The following is a 19,062-nucleotide window of genomic DNA, read 5'->3' on the forward strand; positions in this document are numbered from 1 at the left end:
CGTCAGGAGACCTGCGACTCGCCCGGCGACAGCGTCAGCACGTCGACGCCGGTCTCAGTGACCGCGACCATGTGCTCCCACTGCGCCGACAGCTTGCGGTCCTTGGTCACCACGGTCCAGCCATCCGGCAGCACCTTGTTGTAGCGGGTGCCCTCGTTGATCATCGGTTCGATGGTGAAGGTCATGCCGGGCTGCAGCACCAGGCCCTGGCCCGGGCGGCCGTAATGCACCACCTGCGGCTCGTCGTGGTAGACCTTGCCGATGCCGTGGCCGCAGTACTCGCGCACCACGCTGAAACGCTCGCCTTCGGCATAGCTCTGGATGGCATGGCCGATGTCGCCCAGGGTGGCCCCCGGGCGCACCGCGCGGATGCCGCGCCACATGGCTTCGTACGTGGTTTCCACCAGGCGGCGGGCCATCACCGACGGGGTGCCGACGAAGTACATGCGGCTGGTGTCGCCGTGCCAGCCGTCCTTGATGACGGTGACGTCGATATTGATGATGTCGCCATCCTTGAGCACCTTCCCTTCGCTGGGGATGCCGTGGCAGATGACATTGTTGACCGAGGTGCACACGGTCTTCGGGAAGCCGCGGTAGCCGACGTTGGCCGGAATCGCGCCCTGCACGTTCACGATGTGGTCGTGGCAGATGCGGTCCAGTTCCTCGGTGGTGACACCGGGCTTGACGTGGGGGGTGACGATGTCGAGCACTTCGCTGGCCAGGCGGCCGGCGATGCGCATCATCTCGATTTCCTGCGGGGTTTTCAGATTCACGCTCATGGCACCCATTATCGCCGATCCGGCCGCAATCTGAACGAACGCCACCCAACTGCCGATCCGGGTCATGCACGGTTCCGGCAAGGTAAGTGAAAGCGTGATGGCCTCCGCTCTTTTGTCTGCCTATTTATCACGGATTACAGACACTTACGCCTCCTAAGCTGGAACCACCGTCGTCAAAGCGGCACCGAACGTGCCGTCTTCGCCTTGTTCAACGGACCTTCGGGTCAGGGAGGTTGTTCATGCGATCCCCAGTTCGATCCCCGCTGGCATGGGCCGTGGCCGGGTTCCTGCTGTCCAGCCCGGCAATGGCCGCCGACACCACCACCTTCAATGTCACCCTGGTGGTCACCAAGGCCTGCACCATCACGGCGGCGGCCGCGACCAACGTGGACTTCGGCACCGCGGCATCAACCACCACCACGCCCACCCTGGGCCAGGGCACGGTGACCGCCCAGTGCTCGGCACTGACCCCGTACACGATCTCGCTGAATGCGGGCGCCAATGCCAGCACCGCCAATGACGTCACCACCCGGCGGATGAAGAACACCAATGCGGCGGTGACCGCCAACAACTACGTCGGCTACCAGCTCTACCAGGATGCCGCACATACCCTGGTCTGGGGCGCCACAACCGGCACCAACACCCAGGCCGGCATCGGCACCGGCCTGGCCGTGCCTTACATCGTCTACGGCCAGATCCTGAACCTGAGCACCAACAACCCGGCCGCCGGTAGCTACCTGGATACGGTTACCGCCACGATCACCTATTGATGGAGCACGCCCGCATGGCCGGATCCCGCCCGTGGCGCGCCACCGGCGTGGCGCTGCTCGCCCTGTACCTGCTCGCCATCGCGGCCGCCGGCGCTACCAGCCTGCAGGTGGCCCCGACCAGCCTGCAGCTGGAAGCCCGCCAGCGTGCCGGCGAATTGTGGCTGACCAACAGCGGCACCTCACCGGTGAAGCTGCAGGTACGCGTGTTCCGCTGGGTGCAGCAGGACGGCCAGGAACAGCTGCTGCCCACCGATGCGTTGATGGCCACTCCACCGATGCAGGAACTGGCCGCCGGACAGCAGCAGCTGGTGCGGGTCATGCGTGCGGACAAGGAACCGCCAGCGGCACAGCAACATTACCGCCTGATCGTTGACGAGGTGCCCGACCTGGCCACCCGCGCGGGTGGCATGCAGTTCGTCCTGCGCTATTCGATCCCGGTGTTCGTGCAGCCCTCGGCCGGCACGCTGGCGCCGCAGCTGCAGGCCCGGCTGGTAAAGCTGGCGGACGGCCGCAACGGCGTCGAAGTAGCCAATTCGGGCAACAGTTACGCTCAGATCGCCGATCTCGCGCTGGGCAGCGCCACGCGCCCGCGCATCGTCCATCCCGGGCTGCTGGGCTACGTACTGCCCGGCCAGGTGATGCGCTGGCCGATCGAACGCACGGCGATCGACCGCGACAACGACCAGATCACGGCCAAGCTCAATGGCGAGTCGGAACAGACGCCGCTGTCGCCCCCACCGGCTCGCTGAGGCGTTGATGGGCGCGCTGTTGGCTGCCCTGGCTCCCGCGGCGACCGAGGCCGCCGATGTGTCCGGCGTGGCCACGGCGGCTGATGTATCCGGCGTGTCGGCCGATGCGATCCTGCCCGCCCCCACCCCACTGACCGCCAGCCAGACGCTGTACCTGGATGTGTCGCTCAACAGCACGCCGCGCGGCCTGCTGCCGTTCACCGAGAACCGTGGGCGGCTGCAGGCCAGCCCCGAAGTGCTGCGCCAGCTCGGCTTCAACGCCAGCGGCGATGCACCGGTCTACCTGGACCAGATCAGCGGTGCGGTGGTGCGCTACGACGCCCACATGCAGACCTTGGCGCTGGACGTGCCGCTGGACCAGCTGACACTGCCCACCACCGTGCTCAGCCGCCCGCAGACGCGCGCCCCCACCGGCAGCGCCTCGCCCGGCGTGCTGCTCAACTACGACGTCTACGGCAGCCGGGTGGACACGCTCGGCACCCTCAGCCTGAGCTCGGAGCTGCGCGTGTTCGGTATCGGCAATGGCACTTTCGAGAACACCGCCATCAGCCGCCGCTACCAGCAACCCGGCGATCGCCATTGGCGCGGCTCCAGCGTGCGCCTGGACACACGCTGGAGCCTGGATTTCCCCGATAGCGCAACGACCCTGGAGGTCGGCGATTTCTACAGTGGGTTCGTCGACTGGACCCGCCCCGTGCGCCTGGGTGGCCTGCAGATCGGCCGCAACTATGGCCTGCAGCCCTACCGCGTGCTGACGCCCACGCCGAGCTTCCTCGGCCAGGCCGTGGTGCCCTCCACGGTCGAGCTGTATGTCGATGGCCTGCGCCAGTACAGCGGGCAGGTGCCGGTCGGTCCCTTCCAGCTCGCAGCACAGCCCGGCATCAGCGGCACCGGCAACGCGCAGGTGGTAGTGACCGACGCATTCGGACGCATGCAGACGCTGGACTTCAGCTTCTACGGCACCCAGCAGCTGCTGGCCAAGGGCCTGTCGGACTGGTCGGTCGGCGTCGGCCACCTGCGCCGGGATTTCGGCGAGCGCTCCTTCGCCTATGACGATCGCACGGTGGCCAGCGCCAGCTGGCGCGGCGGTGTCACCGACGCGTTCACCGGCGAGGCGCATGCCGAAGGCGGCGGCGGCCTGGCCCAGGGCGGCATTGGCGGCTGGTGGCTGCTCGGCGCCGCCGGCGTGTTCAATGCCGCCTATGCGCACAGTAACTACCACGGCCTGCAGGGTGGGCAATGGGCGCTGGGCTACAGCTGGAACAACCGTCGCTTCAACGTCAATCTGCGCAGCGTGCGCAGCCACGGCGACTACCGCGACCTGGGCGCGCTGCAGGGCAACCTGCCACCAAGCATCAGCGAGCAGGCCACGGTCGGCCTGGACCTGCTGCGGCTGGGCACGCTCAGCGCCAGCTATCTGCGCCTGCGCTACCCCGACGGCGACGACAACCGCTATGCCAGCCTGTTCTGGTCGCGCACCTGGAGCCAACGCTGGTCGGCCTACCTGTCGGTGAACCAGAACCTGGCCCGCAGCGATGACCGCAGCATCTACCTGTCGATGACTGCCAGCCTGGGCAACAATCGCCAGGCCAGCCTCTCCAGCCAGCGCAACGGCGACAGCCAGAGCTGGGTGGCGGACGTGACCCAGCCGGTACCCGGCGATGGCAGTGCCGGCGGCGTCGGCTGGCGCGCACAGCTGCGCCACGGCGAGGACGGCAACGGCGGCCTGGCCGAAGTTGGCATCCTCAACGATGTCGGCCGCTATTCATTCGGCGCCTCGCGCCAGGGCGGGCTCAACTATGCCTACGCCAGTGCCAGCGGCAGCCTGGTATGGATGGGCGGGCACGCCTTCGCCACGCGCGAGGTATCCGATGCGTTCGCGGTGATCAGCACCAATGGCGTCGGCGGCGTCCCGGTGCGGCTGGAGAACCGCCTGATCGGTGTCACCGACGATCGCGGCCTGCTGCTGGTCAGTCCGTTGCTGTCCTGGCAGCGCAACCGGGTCTCGATCGACACCCTGGACCTGCCCGAAGACATGCGTGCCGACCGCATCGAGGACTGGGTCACGCCGCGCCAGCGCGCCGGCACCCGCGTGACCTTCCAGCTGCGTTCGCGGTCGTCACTGAGCCTGACCCTGCTGGCGATGGACGGCCAGCCTCTGGAGGTGGGCAGCGAGGTGCAGCTGCCTGACGGTCGCCAGGCCACGGTCGGCTACGACGGCCTGCTCTACCTGGAAGATGTCGCCGCCGGCAGCGTGCTGTACGTCACCACCAGCCATGGCCCGTGCCGGGTGAAGGTACCGGACCTGCCCAAGGTGGTGGCGTCCGGTGCCCGCCCGAAGCCGGCACCGCAGCAGTGCATTCCGGAGGTGGCGCCATGAGGGTGCTGCTGCTCTTCCTGCTGCTGTGGGCCGGCCTGCTGGCACCGGCGCCGGCCGGCGCCACCGCGGTCTGCACGGCGGTCGCCGATCCGACCCTGCCGTTCGGCAACATCAACAGCAATGCACCCGGCCCGAGCACGGCCAACCTCAACATCACGGTGACCTGCACCACCGCCGCGCTGAGCCTGCTGGCCACCACCGGCGTGCGCGTCTGCGTGGGCATCGGCGCAGGCAGTGGCGGCGGCAGCAGTTCCACGTTCCGCACGATGGCCACCTCTACCGGCGACACGATGAATTTCCAGCTGTACAACAACGCCAGCTTCGGCCAGGTCACTGGCCTGGTCCCGCGCGGCACGCCGCCAGCGCAGGAGCTGACCATGAGCTACAACGTACCGCTGCTGACCGGCGGTAGTGGTGCGCAGACTGTGCAGCTGTTCGGTCAGATTCCGGCCAACCAGGTCCTGGCCTCCGGCGCGTACAGCAGCACTTTCAGCGGTGCCAGCGTGGTGCTGACCTGGGCCTGGAACGAGGTGCTGGCCGGTAGCGCCACCGTCCCCGCCACATGCAACGGCGGCGCCACCGGTACCAACAGCGCGAGCGCGGCCTTCAGTTTCACCGCTACCGCCAACGTGCTGCCGCAATGCGGCAGCTACGTCACCACCAACATGAATTTCGGCAACGTCACCGGCGGCATCCCGGCCAACATCGACCAGACCGCCACCCTCACCCTGACCTGCCTGAAGAACACCGCCTTCCAGGTCGGCCTGAACAACGGCCAGAACAATCCCGCCGCCACCACCACCCGGCGCATGGCCACCACCATCGGCAACAGCACCTACTACCTGCCCTACGAGCTGTACCGGGATCCGGCACGAAGCCAGCGCTGGGGCAACACCCTGACGGTCGACACGGCCAGCAGCACCGGCACCGGAAGCGCACAGCAGCTGACCATCTACGGCCGGGTACCGCCGGTCACCGGCCAGCCCCCGGCCGGCACCTACAACGACCTGGTGACGGTGACGATCACCTACTGACCTGCGTGCCGACCAACGGTCGGCACCCACCGGACGAAGGCCGTGCCGAGCGCGGGCTCGGCGCTACAGTTGCGGCGCATCCGGCCGATACCGCGCAGCGAGTCTTTCAGCACGGTGGGTGGCAGGTGGTTCGCGCATTTCTGATCGGGGCGATGCTGGTCGCCAGCACGCCGGCGCGCGCCGAACCGCGCAGCAGCACGCTGCAGATCCGGCTGACCGTGGTCGAATCCTGCAGCGACGATGGCGGCGCTCCCCGTTGCGCGGCGCCCCACCAGCGCAGTGACGCCCCCAAGGTGCCGCCCCAGGTCCGCGACCTCGCACCACCGGCGACAGACGACAGTGCAATGCCTTCCGTGACCCTCATCTACTGATGCGCGCGCTGCTGATCCTGCTTGGACTGCTGCTGGCGCAGCCCTCGGCGGCGCTGGAGCTGTTGCCGACCACCCTGCAGCTACCCGCCGAAGGCGGCCGCGCCGAACTGTGGCTGCGCAATCCGGGGCCCGGCCGCTGGCAGGGGCAGGTGCAGGTGCTGGCCTGGGAGCAGCAACTGGACGCCGAACGACTGCAGCCCAGCGACCGGATCCGGGTCAGCCCTGCGCGGCTGGACCTGGCCCCTGGCAGCACCCAGCGCGTCTGGCTGCTGCCAGGCGGTCCGCCAGCATCGGTGGGTGAACAGGCCTATCGGATCGTACTGGCGCCGGCCTTGCCGGGATTGCCCCGCTACTCGCTGCCGTTGTTCCGCGGCCCAGCGGCGCCAGCGCTGCATGCCCGGCTGCAGGCCCGCATCGAGGCACTTGGGCCTCAGACCATGCTGCGACTCAGCAATTCCAGTACGCTGCATGGCCGCCTGCACGATCTGCGATTCATAGCGGCCGACGGCCAATCGTCGCTGCTGGTGGCCGGGCTGGCCGGCTATATCCTCGCAGGCCATGAACGCCGCTGGCCCCTGCCTGCCCGCCCCGATGGCTATGTGGGCGGCCACTTCCGGGCCCGTCTGCAGGACGGCCGCGAGGTCGATCTGGCCGCATCTGACCCTGCAATTGCAGCGGGCGCCCCCAGCGGGCTATAATCGACCGGGTTCCTGCCGCCTGCGTGCGCGGGAGCCCGTCCACACCGGACGTCACCGGTGAATCCACACCTGCTGCCCCCATCCGTGCCGGGGTGCTCCGCGAGGAGTTCGGCCACGGAGGCAACAGGGAAGCCCAACCCCGGAACCGATCGCGCTTCCACGCGTCCCGCATACCTATCCCGCGGGCGGAATCGCTGGTTCCATATCAGGAGTATTGCAATGCCCCAGGTCACCATGCGTCAGATGCTGGAAGCCGGCGTCCACTTCGGCCACCAGACCCGCTACTGGAACCCGAAGATGGCTCCGTACATCTTCGGCGCCCGCGGCAAGATCCACATCATCAACCTGGAAAAGACCGTCCCGCTGTTCAACGATGCGATGAACTTCATCTCGTCGGTTGCCCAGAAGCGCGGCACCGTCCTGTTCCTGGGCACCAAGCGCAGCGCCCGCGAAACCATCAAGGAAGAAGCCGAGCGTTGCGGCATGCCGTTCATGAACCAGCGTTGGCTGGGCGGCACCCTGACCAACTTCCGTACCGTCAAGCAGTCGGTTGCCCGCCTGAAGGAACTGGAAGCCGGTGAAACCGACGGCACCTTCGAGAAGCTGGTCAAGCACGAAGTGCTGGGCCTGCGTCGCGAGCGCGACAAGCTGGAAGCCTCGCTGGGCGGCATCAAGGACATGAACCGTCTGCCGGACGCCATCTTCGTGATCGACATCGGCCACGAAGACATCGCGATCAAGGAAGCCAAGAAGCTGGGCATTCCGGTCATCGCCGTGGTCGACACCAACTACAACCCGGAACTGGTGGACTACGCCATCCCGGGCAACGACGACGCCATCCGCGCTGTGCAGCTGTACGCCCGCGCCGCTGCCGACGCCGTGCTGGAAGGCAAGGCCGCTGCCCCGCACGCCGCTTCGGTGCGCGAGGAAGAGTTCGCTGAAGCCGCTGCTGAAGGCGAAGAGAAGCCGGCCCGCCGCGCTCCGGCCAAGAAGGCTGCCAAGAAGGGCGACGACGCCCAGGCCTGATCCAGGCCCCGGGTGGACGCCCGGCGTCCACCCTCCCTGCACGCAGCCCCTGGCGCGTGACAGGACCGTGTCACACGGGCCGGCCACCATGCCGGCCCAACCCCTTTCTTTCGTGAGGTAATCCCGTGGAAATCACTGCTTCCCTGGTCAAGGAACTGCGCGAGCGCACCGGCGCCGGCATGATGGAATGCAAGAAGGCGCTTACCGAAGCCAACGGCGACATCAACGCCGCTGCTGAAGCCATGCGCAAGTCCGGCGCTGCCAAGGCCGACAAGAAGGCTGACCGCGTGGCCGCCGAAGGCCGTCTGGGCCTGGCCCAGGACGGCGGCAAGGCCGTGCTGGTCGAAGTCAACTCGGAAACCGACTTCGTCGCCAACGATGACAACTTCAAGTCCTTCGTCAACGCCGTCGCTGCCGCTGCCCTGGCATCGGGCGCCACCGACGTCGAAGCCGTGAAGGCCGCCACGCTGGCCGACGGCCGCACCGTTGAAGAAGCCCGCGCCACCGCCGTGCAGACCCTGGGTGAGAACATCCAGATCCGCCGCATGGTCAAGGTCGACACCACCGGCAACATCGGTGCCTACGTCCACACCAACGGCAAGGTTGGCGTGCTGGTCGACCTGATCGGCGGCGACGTCGAGCTGGCCCGTGGCCTGGCGATGCACGTGGCCGCGCTGAAGCCGCCGCACAACAAGGCTGCGGACGTTCCGGCCGAGTTCGTCGAAAAGGAAAAGGAAATCGAGCTGGCCAAGATGACCGAGAAGGACAAGGCCAAGCCGGCCGACATCCTGGAAAAGATCATCAGCGGCAAGATCAACAAGATCGTCAGCGACGTGACCCTGTACGGCCAGACCTACGTGCTGGGCGACACCACCGTCGAGCAGGTGGTCAAGGCCGCTGGCGCGGACGTGGCAGGCTTCAAGCTGCTGATCGTTGGCGAAGGCATCGAAAAGGTGGTGGAAGACTACGCCGCCGAAGTTGCCAAGGCGATGCAGGTCTGATTCCAGCCCTTCGGCTGTGAAACGACCAGAAGGAGCCGCGGGAAACCGCGGCTCTTTTTTTATGGCCGCTCCACCCGTGGATGGCCAGATCCGACGGTGCGCACACCCGTCCCGGCACCTTTGCGTTGCGCTCGAATCAAGCCGATACTCAGTCGCAGGGAATCCTCAGTCACTTAGCAGGAACGAAAATCGCGGACTGTGATGCATTCCTAGGTATTCTTGCCCCAATGGAATTGAACGACCCGACATGCCTCCCGAGCTGACAGCTGCCCTGGCGCTCTGCCGCAACCTGCCTTCGCCACCCGGTATTGCCCTGCGCATCATCGAACTGGCTCAGGACCCGGAAGCGGACATCGCCACCGCCGCCGACATCATCGCCATCGACATGGCGCTGAGCGCTCGCATGCTGCGCATCGCCAATTCGCCGCTGTATGCCAGCCGCCGCCGCATCGAGAACCTCGGCCAGGCGCTGACCATGCTGGGCCTGAACGCCACGATCAGCCTCGCCCTCGGCTTCACCGTCACCCAGGGCCTGACCGGCGGTGGCGCCGATCATGACCTGCGCCAGCGCGCGTGGAAGCGCAGCATCCTCAGTGCCCTGGCGGCCAGCCAGCTGGGCCAGGCGCGCGGCCTTCGCCGGCTGGAGGAGCTGATGCTGGCCGGACTGCTGCAGGACCTGGGCGTGCTGTGCCTGGCCCAGGCCGAGTCGGAGCGCTACCTGCCGCTGCTGCGCGAAGCACGCGACAACATCGACCTGGTTTCCCTCGAGCGCGAGGCGCTGGGCTGCAGCCACGCCGACGTCGGCGCCTGGGTGGCCGAGCAATGGGGCCTGCCCCGCTACCTGGTGGAGAGCATCAGCCACAGCGAGGACGAGGACGCCGCCGAATCGCCATTCCAGGCCTGCGTGCAACTGTCCGGCGCAGTGGCCGACATCTGGCTGGATAGCGACGCCGATGCCGCGCGCGAGCGCGCCCTGCAGCAGGTGCACGACCGCCTGGAGCTGGACAGCGCGCGCTTCGACCAGGTGCTGGCCCGCATCAGCGAGGCCCTGCCCGACATCGCCAGCCTGTTCGATGCCGGCCTCAATTCTCCGGCGCGGGTGCGCGAGCTGATCGATCATGCGCAGGAACTGGCCACGCTGCGCAACCTGCGCGAACTGCAGGATGCCGACCAGGCACGCCGCCGTGCCGACGAATTCGAGGCGCGCGCCAAGCGCCTGGCCGACCAGGCCCATCGTGATGCGTTGACCGGCGTGCTCAACCGCCGCCAGCTGGAAGCGGTGCTGGAGCAGGAATTCCTGCGTGCCGGCCGCCAGGGCTGGCCACTGTCGGTGGCCTTCATCGACCTGGACGACTTCAAGAAGATCAACGACGCCCACGGCCACCTGACCGGTGACGAGGTGCTGCGCGCGTTCGCCGGCAAGCTGCAGGGCCAGCTGCGCAACAGCGACACCGTGGCCCGCTTCGGCGGCGAGGAGTTCGTCGCGCTGCTGCCCAACACCAGCGAAAGCGTGGCCCTGGACGTGATCCGCCGGGTGCTGGCCAACATCGTCGCCACGCCGATGGCCGAGCTGGAGGGCGGGCCGCTTTTCGTCACCTTCTCCGCCGGCGTGGCCACCCAGGGCGGCTACGAGCGCTTCGCCGACGTCCAGGACCTGCTGCGCGCGGCCGACGACGTGCTGTACCGCTCCAAGAACCTGGGCCGCAACCGGGTGATCGCCCGCTCGCCGGGGGCGCTGGGCCATGACGAGCTGTCAGCCACGGCCAGCGCCGAACTGGGCTGAACGGGACGCCCCGGCCGACCGGGGCGAACCATCGGATTCTGCGCCGCAGTGCACAAAACACTTTGGCACAACGCCGCATGCGCGTAGAATCGCCCGCGATTTCCACGCACCCGAGGTCCACATGTCCAAGCTCGCCTATCGCCGCATCCTTCTGAAACTGTCCGGGGAGGCGCTGATGGGAGACGAGGACTACGGCATCGACCCCAAGATCATCAATCGCCTCGCCCGTGAGGTCATCGAAGCCCAGCAGGCCGGTGCCGAAGTGGCGCTGGTGATCGGAGGTGGCAACATCTTCCGCGGCGCCGGCCTGGCCGCCGGCGGCATGGACCGCGTAACCGGCGACCAGATGGGCATGCTGGCCACCGTCATCAACGCCCTGGCCATGCAGGACGCCCTCGAGAAGCTGGGTGCCAAGGCCCGGGTGATGAGCGCGATCAAGATCAACGACGTGTGCGAGGACTACATCCGCCGCCGCGCCATCCGCCACCTGGAAAAGGGCCGCCTGGTGATCTTCGCTGCCGGCGTCGGCAGCCCGTTCTTCACCACCGACTCCGGCGCCGCACTGCGCGCGATCGAGATCGGCGCCGACCTGCTGCTGAAGGCCACCAAGGTCGATGGCGTGTACGACAAGGACCCGAACAAGCACAGCGATGCGGTCCGCTTCGACAGCCTGAGCTACGACGAAGTGATCCGCCGCGGCCTGGAAGTGATGGACACAGCGGCCTTCGCTCTGGCCCGCGACAGCGACCTGCCGATGCGCGTGTTCGACATGGGCCAGCCGGGCGAACTGCTGAAGATCCTCAACGGCGCGAACATCGGCACCCTGGTCCAGGGCCGCGACCCGGCCTGAGCCTGAGCGCAAAGCGACGACCGGGCCGATTCAGGCCCGGCAGCGTCCCGTATTCGCCTATAATCGCCCGATTCCAGATACATCCAGGACCGGGCGATGCTCAACGACATCAAGAACAACGCGCAGACGCGCATGGCCAAGAGCATTGACGCTCTGAAGCACACCCTCACCTCCATCCGGACCGGCCGTGCCACCCCGGCCCTGCTGGACCGCGTGACGGTCAGCGCCTATGGCAACGCCAGCACCCCGCTGAACCAGGTCGCGTCGATCTCCAACGCCGACGCCCACTCGCTGCTGGTCACCCCGTTCGACAAAGGCATGATCAAGGAGATCGAAAAGGGTCTCTACAATGCCGAGTTCACTCCGAACACGCTGGGCACCGCGATCCGCATCAACATGCCGCCGCCGACCGAAGAGCGCCGCAAGGAGCTGGTCAAGCAGGTGCAGAAGGAAGGGGAAGGCGCCAAGATCGCGATCCGCAACATCCGTCAGGACGCGAACAAGGAAATCGCCAAGCTGGTCAAGGACAAAGCGATCAGCGAAGACGAGAAGAAGCGCGGCGAAGACGACATCCAGAAGCTGACCGACGCCAACATCAAGGACGTCGACAAGGTCGTTGCCGACAAGGAAAAAGAACTGCTGTCGGTCTGAAGTCGATGCCTTCAGTCCCGCCTCCGTTGCCTGCCTCCCTGCCCCGCCACATTGCCATCATCATGGATGGCAACGGGCGTTGGGCACAGCAGCGCCGTCGCCCCCGCGTGATCGGCCACCGTGCCGGCGCGCGCGCGGTCAACCGCACCATCGAGCGCTGCCTTGAACTGGGCATTCCGGCGCTGACCCTGTTCGCCTTCTCCAGCGAGAACTGGGGCCGGCCGCAGGAGGAAGTGGACGCGCTGATGAAGCTGTTCCTCGGTGCACTCGACCGCGAAGTGGACGAGCTGCACCGGCGTGGCGTGCGCGTGCGCTTCATCGGCGAACGCGAGCGCTTCGGCGCCGGGCTGGTCAGCCGCATGCAGCTGGCCGAGCAGCGCACCGCCGACAACACCACCCTGACCCTGTCGATCGCTGCCAGCTACGGTGGCCGCCAGGACATCGCCCGCGCCGCGCGCGCCCTGGCCGTCGAAGTGGCGGCCGGTCGCCTGCTGCCCGAGCAGATCGACGAAGCGCTGCTGGGCAGCCAGGTGGCCCTGGCCGACCTGCCGCCGCCGGACCTGTTCATCCGCACCGGCGGCGACACCCGCATCAGCAACTTCCTGCTGTGGCAGCTCGCCTATACCGAACTGTGGTTCACCGAGGCCCTGTGGCCGGACTTCGACGCCGAGCAGCTGCAGCAGGCGCTCGACGCCTATGCCGGTCGCGAGCGTCGTTTCGGCCTGACCAGCGCCCAGATTGCCGCACTGGCCACCGAGACTTCCAGCCCATGACCAAGACCCGAGTCCTTGCCGCGCTGATCATGGCGCCGCTAGCCATTGCGGCGATCCTGCTGCTGCCCACGCAATGGCTGGCCGCCGCCGCCGCCGCCGTGCTGCTGATCGGCCTGTGGGAATGGCTGAAGCTGGCCGGTATCGAAGACACCCTGGCGCGCACCGTGCTGCTGGTGCTGAACCTGCTGCTGATGGTGCTGCTGGTCTGGGCCGATGGCAGCACCCTGGTCCTGTTCCAGATAACCACGCTGGCGGGCGTTGCCTGGTGGCTGGCCGCGCTGCTCTGGTTGCGCTTCTTCAACTTCGGTGCACAGCCGTCGGCACCCTCGCGGATCCTGAAGATGCTGGCCGGTACCCTGGCCATCGTCCCGGCCTGGGCCGCGCTGGTGCTGATCCATGCCGGCGGCGATCCGCCGGGCCAGCAGGGCCACCTGTGGCTGCTGGCTGCGCTGGCGCTGGTGTGGGCGGCCGACTCGGGCGCCTATTTTGCAGGCCGCCATTTCGGCAAGCACAAGCTGGCGCCGCGGATCAGCCCCAACAAGACCTGGGAAGGCCTGTTCGGCGGCCTGCTGGCCGGTGTCGCCGTGGCCCTCGGCCTGGGCTGGCTGGCTGGCATCGATGCCGCACACCTGCCCGGCCTGTTGATCACCGCAGTGGTAGCGGTGTTCGCCTCGGTCCTGGGCGACCTGTTCGAGAGCCTGATCAAGCGCCATGCCGGCGCCAAGGACTCGGGCCACCTGATCCCGGGCCACGGTGGCGTGCTCGACCGGGTCGACGGCGTCCTCGCCGCCGTGCCGGTGTTCGCGCTGGGCAAGGAAATCTTCGGGTTCTGACCATGAATGCTGCTGCAGACCTGCGCCGGGTCGCCGTGTTCGGCGCTACCGGCTCGATCGGCGCCTCCACGCTGGACGTGATCGCCCGCCACCCGCACCGCTACCAGGCCACGGTGCTCGCTGCCGGTCGCCAGGTGCAGGCGCTGCTGACGCTGTGCCGCCAGCACAGACCCGCGCACGCGGTGATCGCCGACGCATCGCTGTTCGCCGAACTGCGTGACGGCCTGCGCGAGGCCGGCCTTGCCACCGAGGCCCATGCCGGCCAGGCCGCGCTGGACCAACTGGCCGCCAGCGATGCCTGCGATACCGTGGTCGCGGCCATCGTCGGCGCGGCCGGCCTGTCCTCGACCCTGGCTGCCGCGGCCGCCGGCAAGCGCGTCCTGCTGGCCAACAAGGAATCGCTGGTGCTGGCCGGCGAACTGCTGACCCGGACGGCCGAACGTGCCGGTGCCGAAATCATCCCGATCGACAGCGAGCACAGCGCGATCTTCCAGTGCCTGCGCTCGCGCGATGCCAGTGTCGACGGCGCCGGCGTGCGCCGGATCCTGCTGACCGCCTCCGGCGGCCCGTTCCGTGGCGGCAGCCGCGCCGAACTGGCCCAGGTCACCCCGGCCCAGGCCGTTGCCCACCCCAAGTGGTCGATGGGACCGAAGATCTCGGTCGATTCGGCGACATTGATGAACAAGGGCCTGGAAGTCATCGAGGCCCACCACCTGTTCGGCGTGCCCGGCGAGCGCATCGAGGTGCTGGTGCACCCGCAGAGCCTGGTCCATTCGCTGGTCGAGTTCGTCGATGGCTCGACCCTGGCCCAGATGGGCCTGCCGGACATGCGCACCACTCTCGCCGTCGGCCTGGGCTGGCCGCAGCGCATCGAATCGGGCGTGGCCGGGCTGGACCTGCTGGCCCAGGGCCGCCTGGATTTCGAGGCCCCGGATACTGACGCCTTCCCCTGCCTGGCGCTGGCCTGGCAGGCGATGCAGGCCGGCGGCACCGCACCGGCGGTACTGAACGCCGCCAATGAAGAGGCAGTTTCAGCGTTTCTTCAGGGCCGGATCGGTTTCCTGACGATCCCGGAGCTGGTTGCTAACGCTCTTTCAACACTGCCGACCCAGCCAGCCGATACACTGGAGATCCTGTTGTCCGCCGACCAGCGGGCACGCCAGCTCACCCTGAACGCCATCGACGCCGCCTGAACGACCGCCTCGCCCAGCATGACGCCGCCGCCCCTGCCCACCACTGTGAGCCTGCATGACTGACTTCATCGGATCGGTCTGGTGGATGATCGTCAGCCTCGGGCTGCTGGTCACCTTCCACGAGTTCGGGCATTACTGGGTCGGGCGCCTGTGCGGGGTCAAGATCCTGCGTTTCTCGGTCGGCTTCGGCCGGCCGCTGTGGTCGCGCCGCGACAGGCACGGCACCGAGTTCGCCATCGCCGCCATCCCGCTGGGCGGTTACGTGAAGTTCCTCGACGAACGCGAGGTCGAAGTCCACCCGCACGAGCGCGGCCAGGCCTTCAACCACAAGACCGTCTGGCAGCGCATCGCGATCGTTGCCGCCGGCCCGATCGCCAATCTGCTGCTGTGCATCCTGCTGCTGTGGGCGATGTTCGTGATCGGCAAGCAGGATTACTCGCCCACCATCGGCCGTGTCAGCGGCATCGCCGCCAGTGCCGGCCTGGCCAGCGGCGACCGCGTGCTGCGCGTGGACGACCGCCAGGTGGTCACCCTCGGCGAGGCCAGCATGGCGCTGACCGCAGCCGCGATGGACCGCCGCGACGTGAAGCTGGAAGTGCTGGATACGGCCGACCAGGTACGCACGCGCACCCTGCCGCTGTCGCAGCTGCCGGCGGGTTTCGATGAGCGGCGGGTGCCGATCCTGGCTGGCCTGCACTGGCAGTCGTGGCTGCAGCCGGCGCAAGTGGAATCGCTGACTGCGGACTCCGTGGTGGCAGGGCAACTGCAGCCAGGCGACCTGATCGTGGCCATCGATGGCCAGCGCATCGACAGCGTCGACCAGGTGATCGGCGAGATCCAGGCCCTGGGCCGTGCCGGCGGGCCGGGAATGATCGAGGTCCTGCGTGGCGGCGAGCGCCTGGCGCTGGAAGTCACCCCGCGCCAGGGCAAGGACGGCAAGGGCAATCCGGTCTGGCAGATCGGCGTCGGCTTCCCCACCAGCTACAGCCCCGCCTATGACACCCTGCTGCGCTATGGCCCGCTGGATGCGGTGACCGTGGCGGTGCGCGAGACCGGCCGCCTGGCCGCCGACTCGCTGGGCATGATGGGTCGCATCGTGACCGGCAAGGCCTCGCTGCAGAACGTTTCCGGGCCGGTCACCATCGCCCGCGTGGCCAATGTCTCGGCCAAGCGCGGCCTCGACTGGTTCCTGCAGTTCCTTGCCCTGCTGTCGCTCAGCCTGTGCATCATCAACCTGCTGCCGATCCCGATCTTGGACGGCGGCCACCTGCTGTATTACCTTATCGAGTTGGTCAAGGGCAGCCCGCTGAGCGAGCGTGCCATCGCCGCCGGCCAATACATCGGCCTGGCGTTGCTGGCCGGGCTGATGGGGTTGGCGTTCTACAACGACATCCTCGGCCTGGTCCCGCGATGAACTTTTCCACGTTGTTGCCGTCTACAGCGTCGGCATCCCGCACCAATGAAATCGACCTTCCTACCGGACGTGACATGACGCGACTCCCCAATCGCCGCCTGCTGGCCCTCGCCCTCGCCGCCGTCACCGGCGCTCCCGCCCTGGCCCAGGCAGCCGAGCCCTTCACTGTCAGCGACATCCGCGTCGATGGCCTGCAGCGCATCAGCTCGGGCACGGTGTTCACCTACCTGCCGGTTGAACGCGGCGAGACGATCACCGACAACAAGGTCGGCGAGACGATCCGCGCCCTGTACAAGACCGGCTTCTTCGAAGACGTGCAGCTGGACCGCCAGGGCACGATCCTGGTGGTGACCGTCAAGGAACGCCCGGCGATCAACAAGCTGACCGTGACCGGCAACAAGGACATCAAGTCCGACCAGCTGCTCAAGGGCCTGTCCGACATCGGCCTGACCGAGGGCGGCACCTTCGATCGCCTGAGCCTGGACCGCGTGACCCAGGAACTGCGCCGCCAGTACAACGACCGTGGCAAGTACAACGTCGACATCACCCCGACGGTGAGCCCGCTGGACCGCAACCGCGTGGACATCGCCATCGCCATCAAGGAAGGCAAGGCCGCCAAGATCCGCCACGTCAACCTGGTGGGCACCGAGAAGTTCGAGAGCAAGGACATCCTGGAGACCTGGGAGTCCAAGGAGCACAACTGGGCGTCGTGGTACCGCCGTGACGACCAGTACTCCAAGGAAAAGCTGTCCGGCGACCTGGAAAAGCTCAACTCCTGGTACCTGGATCGCGGCTACGTCGATTTCAGCATCGATTCCACCCAGGTCTCGATCAGCCCCGACAAGCGCGACATGTTCCTGACCGCGGGCGTGACCGAGGGTGCGCAGTACAAGATCTCCGAGATCAAGGTCAGCGGCGACACCATCCTCCCGCAGGAGGACGTCGAGCGCATGGTGATCCAGAAGTCCGGCGACACGTTCTCGCGTGCCCTGCTGGAATTCAGCTCGGACACCATCACCAATTCGCTGTCCAACATCGGCTACGCGTTCGCCAAGGTGAACCCGATTCCGACCACCAACCGCGCCGAGCAGACCGTGGCCATCAACATGCAGGTCGTGCCCGGCCCGCGCGTGTCGGTGCGCCGCATCCTGTTCCGCGGCAACACCCGCACGTCCGATGAAGTGATGCGTCGCGAAATGCGCCAGTTCGAGAACAGCTGGTACTCGCAGGCCGCAATCGACCGCTCCAAGATCCGCCTGCAGCGCCTGGGCTACTTCGAATCGGTGGAAGTGGAGACCCCGGCCGTCAGCGGCAGCAACGACCAGGTCGACGTCGTCTACAACGTCAAGGAAACCACCTCGGGCAGCTTCGTGTTCGGCCTGGGTTACTCGCAGTCCTACGGCATGACCACCTCGGTGCAGCTGTCGCAGAACAACTTCCTCGGTGGCGGCAACCGCGTGTCGGTCGAAGCCTCGCGCAGCAGCTACCTGCAGCGCTACGGTTTCAGCTACACCAACCCGTACTTCACCGATGACGGCGTGTCGCTGGGCTACAACCTGTCCTGGCGCGAACTGGATTACTCCGACTTCAACACCGCGCAGTACAACAGCACCAACGGTGCCGCGCAGGTGGTGTTCGGCGTGCCGCTGACCGAGACCGACACCGTCTCGCTGATGTTCGGCATCGACAGCAACCAGATCACCACCTACCAGGGCTCCACCCCGCAGTCGATCATCGACTACATCAACGCCGTCGGTAAGCGCACCTTCCATGCCTGGCGCACCGAGCTGGGCTGGGCGCGCGACTCGCGCAACGACTACTTCATGCCGACCCGCGGCACCTACCAGCGCGTGGGCCTGGAAACCACGCTGCCGGGTTCGACCATCGAGTACTACAAGCTGAACTACCAGATCAGCAAGTACTGGCCGATCATGCCGTCGCTGGTGATCAACACCCGCGCCGAAATCGGCTACGGCGATGCCTACGGCAAGGACTACACCCGTACGCTGACCAATCCGGATGGCACCACCCGCACCGTCACCGCAAGCGGCCTGCCGTTCTTCGAGAACTTCTACGCCGGTGGTACCAACTCGGTACGCGGCTTCGAGGACAACACCCTCGGCCCGCGCGAAGTCACTACTGGTTATCCGGAAGGCCAGCCGCTGGGTGGCTCGTTGAAGACCGTCGGTTCGGTGGAAGCCTACTTCCCGCGCCTGTTCGACAGCCCGTCGGCGCGCGTGTCGGCCTTCGTCGACTTCGGCAACGTGTATACCGGCGTGGACAACTTCAAGGCCAACGAGCTGCGCGTATCCACCGGTGTGGCCCTGCTGTGGCGCGCCCCGGTCGGCCCGATCTCGATCAGCTACGCCTTCCCGCTGAAGAAGGAAGACGATGACAAGATCGAACGCCTGCAATTCACGTTCGGTGGGCAGTTCTGACGAACCGCGAGGCGGTTCGCCAGAACTGCCCCCGCATTCCACCTATCCCCCGCGCCGCTACGCATGCCATCCATGGCATGCGCCCTTCGGGCCGTTGCATAGCAACGTTGGGAATCGCTCCTGCGATTCCCAGGGGCGCGCCCCCCTTAACAAAGGGGGGCTCTCCACCAGACGGGGTGCGACGCGCCGGGCATTGCCCGGCGTTTTCGTTTTACTTGCTCGCCGCCGTTACTTCCCGCGCTCGCGTGAAATCATCTGGTGATGGCGCAGGGGGCTGACCAGGACCGTTGGCGCCATGAATGGCGCCATCGAGCCCCCA

At 67.2% G+C, this 19,062-nt stretch carries 17 protein-coding genes; 16 read left to right on the forward strand and 1 reads right to left on the reverse strand.

The window, feature by feature from the left end:
• Positions 1-2: 2 nt before the first annotated feature.
• A complete protein-coding gene (gene map / locus HMPREF3114_RS09530) occupies positions 3-788 on the reverse strand; it encodes a type I methionyl aminopeptidase (protein ID WP_032955117.1) in 786 nt (261 codons plus the stop codon).
• A gap of 230 nt (positions 789-1,018) precedes the next feature.
• Between map and HMPREF3114_RS09535 the strand changes: the two genes are divergently transcribed.
• From HMPREF3114_RS09535 to bamA, 16 genes are all read left to right on the forward strand, one after another.
• Positions 1,019-1,549, forward strand: a complete 531-nt coding sequence (locus HMPREF3114_RS09535) for a Csu type fimbrial protein (RefSeq protein WP_032954051.1) — start codon at positions 1,019-1,021, stop codon at positions 1,547-1,549.
• Positions 1,549-2,298, forward strand: a complete 750-nt coding sequence (locus HMPREF3114_RS09540; RefSeq protein ID WP_053497108.1) for a fimbrial biogenesis chaperone — start codon at positions 1,549-1,551, stop codon at positions 2,296-2,298. The genes HMPREF3114_RS09535 and HMPREF3114_RS09540 overlap by 1 nt, the downstream gene beginning before the upstream one ends.
• A 7-nt stretch (positions 2,299-2,305) precedes the next feature.
• On the forward strand, positions 2,306-4,678 hold the full coding sequence (locus tag HMPREF3114_RS09545) for a fimbria/pilus outer membrane usher protein (protein WP_070489662.1): 2,373 nt from the start codon (positions 2,306-2,308) through the stop codon (positions 4,676-4,678).
• The gene (locus HMPREF3114_RS09550; protein ID WP_070489664.1) at positions 4,675-5,712 is read left to right on the forward strand and encodes a Csu type fimbrial protein; all 1,038 of its coding nucleotides are present in this window, start codon (positions 4,675-4,677) and stop codon (positions 5,710-5,712) included. The genes HMPREF3114_RS09545 and HMPREF3114_RS09550 overlap by 4 nt, the downstream gene beginning before the upstream one ends.
• Positions 5,713-5,864: 152 nt before the next feature.
• Positions 5,865-6,083, forward strand: coding sequence for a hypothetical protein (locus HMPREF3114_RS09555; protein ID WP_070489666.1), 219 nt, complete (start codon positions 5,865-5,867; stop codon positions 6,081-6,083).
• Entirely contained in the window at positions 6,083-6,781 is a 699-nt protein-coding gene (locus tag HMPREF3114_RS09560) for a fimbrial biogenesis chaperone (RefSeq protein WP_070489667.1), read from the forward strand. The genes HMPREF3114_RS09555 and HMPREF3114_RS09560 overlap by 1 nt, the downstream gene beginning before the upstream one ends.
• 219 nt (positions 6,782-7,000) lie before the next feature.
• Positions 7,001-7,807, forward strand: a complete 807-nt coding sequence (gene rpsB, locus HMPREF3114_RS09565; RefSeq protein WP_005408748.1) for a 30S ribosomal protein S2 — start codon at positions 7,001-7,003, stop codon at positions 7,805-7,807.
• Positions 7,808-7,932: 125 nt separating this feature from the next.
• Positions 7,933-8,808 carry a translation elongation factor Ts gene (gene tsf / locus HMPREF3114_RS09570; RefSeq protein WP_005415856.1) on the forward strand — a complete coding sequence of 292 codons (876 nt, stop codon included), beginning with the start codon at positions 7,933-7,935 and terminating at the stop codon, positions 8,806-8,808.
• Between the two features lie 247 nt (positions 8,809-9,055).
• Positions 9,056-10,591, forward strand: a complete 1,536-nt coding sequence (locus HMPREF3114_RS09575; RefSeq protein ID WP_065177433.1) for a GGDEF domain-containing protein — start codon at positions 9,056-9,058, stop codon at positions 10,589-10,591.
• Positions 10,592-10,712: 121 nt separating this feature from the next.
• Positions 10,713-11,441, forward strand: coding sequence for a UMP kinase (gene pyrH / locus HMPREF3114_RS09580; protein ID WP_005415854.1), 729 nt, complete (start codon positions 10,713-10,715; stop codon positions 11,439-11,441).
• 96 nt (positions 11,442-11,537) lie between these two features.
• A complete protein-coding gene (gene frr / locus HMPREF3114_RS09585) occupies positions 11,538-12,092 on the forward strand; it encodes a ribosome recycling factor (protein WP_005415853.1) in 555 nt (184 codons plus the stop codon).
• Positions 12,093-12,097: 5 nt separating this feature from the next.
• A complete protein-coding gene (gene uppS / locus HMPREF3114_RS09590; RefSeq protein ID WP_070489669.1) occupies positions 12,098-12,865 on the forward strand; it encodes a polyprenyl diphosphate synthase in 768 nt (255 codons plus the stop codon).
• Entirely contained in the window at positions 12,862-13,698 is an 837-nt protein-coding gene (locus tag HMPREF3114_RS09595) for a phosphatidate cytidylyltransferase (RefSeq protein WP_005415851.1), read from the forward strand. The genes uppS and HMPREF3114_RS09595 overlap by 4 nt, the downstream gene beginning before the upstream one ends.
• A 2-nt stretch (positions 13,699-13,700) precedes the next feature.
• Entirely contained in the window at positions 13,701-14,891 is a 1,191-nt protein-coding gene (locus tag HMPREF3114_RS09600) for a 1-deoxy-D-xylulose-5-phosphate reductoisomerase (RefSeq protein ID WP_070489671.1), read from the forward strand.
• A gap of 55 nt (positions 14,892-14,946) precedes the next feature.
• Positions 14,947-16,305 (forward strand): RIP metalloprotease RseP, encoded by a 1,359-nt coding sequence (gene rseP, locus HMPREF3114_RS09605; protein ID WP_061480177.1) that lies wholly within the window; start codon positions 14,947-14,949, stop codon positions 16,303-16,305.
• A gap of 74 nt (positions 16,306-16,379) precedes the next feature.
• Positions 16,380-18,743, forward strand: a complete 2,364-nt coding sequence (bamA, locus tag HMPREF3114_RS09610) for an outer membrane protein assembly factor BamA (protein ID WP_053497093.1) — start codon at positions 16,380-16,382, stop codon at positions 18,741-18,743.
• Positions 18,744-19,062: the final 319 nt, after the last annotated feature.

The sequence above is a fragment of the Stenotrophomonas sp. HMSC10F07 genome, assembly GCF_001807895.1.
GTDB lineage: Bacteria > Pseudomonadota > Gammaproteobacteria > Xanthomonadales > Xanthomonadaceae > Stenotrophomonas > Stenotrophomonas sepilia.